Consider the following 2,239-nt stretch of genomic DNA (forward strand, 5'->3'; position numbering starts at 1 on the left):
ACAGAATCTCGACCGTGGTGTTTTCGTGGAAGTGCTGGGCTTTGTGTCCGACTGAGCGGCGATGCTTGAGGATGGAATAAAACATGATGCCGAACACGATTACGAAGATGACCGCACAGACCAGCAAAATCAGATTGTGCAGGTCGTACATCTGGCGCGCTATATCGGTTTGCGCCGGCTGCAGTTTGAGCTCGAAAGCGCTGTGCGCGACCCCCGACATGACGGCGGTGCAGAGCGCGACGAAGCCGCCCACCATGGTGTTTGCCAGCCTGGCTTTCATACTCCCCCCGAATAAGCAGTGCCCAAATATTTTTTCAGCCGCCGCGCGAGAGCGATGCGCTGGCGTCCGGTCAGATGCCGGCCGAACTCGATTTCGCGCCCGTGCGACCGCACCGTCAATCGTTGCCGCGCGTCGCACTGGACGCGCGCCCAGAAACAGTTGATTTCGACGCGCCGTAATTCTCCTGCTTCATGGAATTCGAGCAGAAGGTTGTTTTCGGCAATGCTGATTCTCTCGAAGTCGCAAGCATGGCGCTCAATATATCGAAATGCCAGATACAGCACTAACACCTCGAGCCCGGCAAACGGCAGAATCAGCCAGGCGCCGAGCGTGGCGAAAACCAGCGCGATGCCGAACGTAACGGTTGATACGAGCGCAAAAACGAAGTGACGGCCGGACGTTGAAAGCGAGCAGTTGCGTTTGGCAGTCAGCGAATAAGTTGCGGTCGGAGCGCCGTTGATTGCCATGCGCTGTTCCCCATGACCAAGGCTCTTCATTCAGGACGGCGCGATCGCGATGAATCCGGCAATGCACGCGCCGAAAATTTAGCATAGCGGCCCGGGCATAGCAAGGTGCGCGCATTGCCCGCATTACGGCGCATGCTTCGGCGCTGCAGCGTTGCACTTCAGGTAAAGCGTAACCGGCCTGTCGTTTATCAGATAGACTTTCCTATCGGCGCCGAAGCGGCCTGCCGCCACCTCACCGTGATCTTGCGAGCCAGCGTTTCGATAACATCGAACAATCGCATCGCCTGATCGGGAAGGGCGGCTGCGCTGAAGCGCGCCCGCGTGCGATCCGGCTGCGGGGCGGCTTCTGCAGCATGCGTCGTCCCGCTGCTATGTGCGAAACCGAACAGAGGCGCGGACCAGACCGACGTACCTTGGCAGAGATCCAATGGGCTATGGTCCGGCCCCTTATACCCGATGCGGTAGAACGCGCAATCCTCCAAGTGGGAGATCGGCATGAGCAACACCCGAAATCTGTGGCTGGGCTTGGCCGTATTGCTCATCACATCCTTCTCAGTGCTGCTGTGGGCGGGCGGCGAGATCTTTCGCGCCGCGCCGCCGATACCTGAGCAATTGGTCGGGCAAGACGGCGCCGTGGTGTACACACGCGCCGATATCGAAGAAGGCCGGCAGGTGTGGCAGTCGATCGGCGGCATGCAACTGGGCTCTATCTGGGGCCACGGTGCCTATGTCGCTCCGGACTGGAGCGCGGACTGGCTGCATCGCGAGGCCAGCGGCGTGCTCGACATCTGGGCAGGTCGCCTCGGCGGCGTTACCTATGCTCAGCTATCGGCTGAAGAACAGGCCGCGCTGCGCGGTCGCCTGCAGGAGATGATGCGGGCGAACACCTATGATCCGGCGACCCAAACAATCACGCTGACCCAGGATCGCGTCGCTGCGCTGTCCACTGTCGCCGCGCATTACGTGAGCCTGTTCGGCAACGATCCGGCGACTGCGGAGCTGCGTGAAGCCATGCGATGAAAAATGATACGGTCGACACGGTGGAGCACCGGCGTGCGTTGACCGCTTTCTTCTGGTGGACGGCTTGGGCGGCAACCTCCGAGCGGCTGGGGACCGATGGCGACACGCTGCTGCCTGGCAAAACCGGCGTGGTCAGCAAAAAAGTCACTTACACGAACAACTGGCCGAGCGAACCACTGGTCGGCAACACGCCGCCACCGGCGCTGTGGGTGTGGTCGGCCTTCAGCGTGCTGTTCCTGATCGCCGGCATCGCCTTACTCGGCTGGCACTATGCAGTGACTCACGGCCGTGGCGAGGAACCGCACTCGATCCCGGCGTCCGACCCGTTCGCGCTGCTGCGGATCACCCCGTCGATGCGCGCGACCGCCAAGTATTTCTGGGTGGTGCTGGCGCTGTTCCTGACGCAGATCCTGCTGGGCGCGATTACCGCGCATTACCAGATCGAGGGGCAGGAGGCTTATGGCTTCACGCT

At 61.2% G+C, this 2,239-nt stretch carries 4 protein-coding genes; 2 read left to right on the forward strand and 2 right to left on the reverse strand.

What is annotated here, in order from left to right; all coding sequences use genetic code 11:
- Both H0V78_13745 and H0V78_13750 read right to left on the reverse strand, forming a co-directional pair.
- Nucleotides 1-280: cytochrome c oxidase subunit II (locus H0V78_13745; GenBank protein MBA2352799.1), on the reverse strand; the 280-nt coding region annotated here is incomplete at its 3' end.
- Nucleotides 277-747 carry a DUF2244 domain-containing protein gene (locus H0V78_13750; GenBank protein ID MBA2352800.1) on the reverse strand — a complete coding sequence of 157 codons (471 nt, stop codon included), beginning with the start codon at nucleotides 745-747 and terminating at the stop codon, nucleotides 277-279. The genes H0V78_13745 and H0V78_13750, both read right to left, overlap by 4 nt.
- A 495-nt stretch (nucleotides 748-1,242) precedes the next feature.
- Here H0V78_13750 and H0V78_13755 point away from each other — a divergent pair, with 495 nt between their 5' ends.
- Both H0V78_13755 and H0V78_13760 read left to right on the forward strand, forming a co-directional pair.
- Entirely contained in the window at nucleotides 1,243-1,767 is a 525-nt protein-coding gene (locus tag H0V78_13755) for a hypothetical protein (GenBank protein ID MBA2352801.1), read from the forward strand.
- Nucleotides 1,764-2,239: nitric-oxide reductase large subunit (locus tag H0V78_13760; GenBank protein MBA2352802.1), on the forward strand; the 476-nt coding region annotated here is incomplete at its 3' end. The genes H0V78_13755 and H0V78_13760, both read left to right, overlap by 4 nt.

It is taken from the genome of Burkholderiales bacterium (genome assembly GCA_013695435.1).
In the GTDB taxonomy this organism is placed as follows: domain Bacteria; phylum Pseudomonadota; class Gammaproteobacteria; order Burkholderiales; family JACMKV01; genus JACMKV01.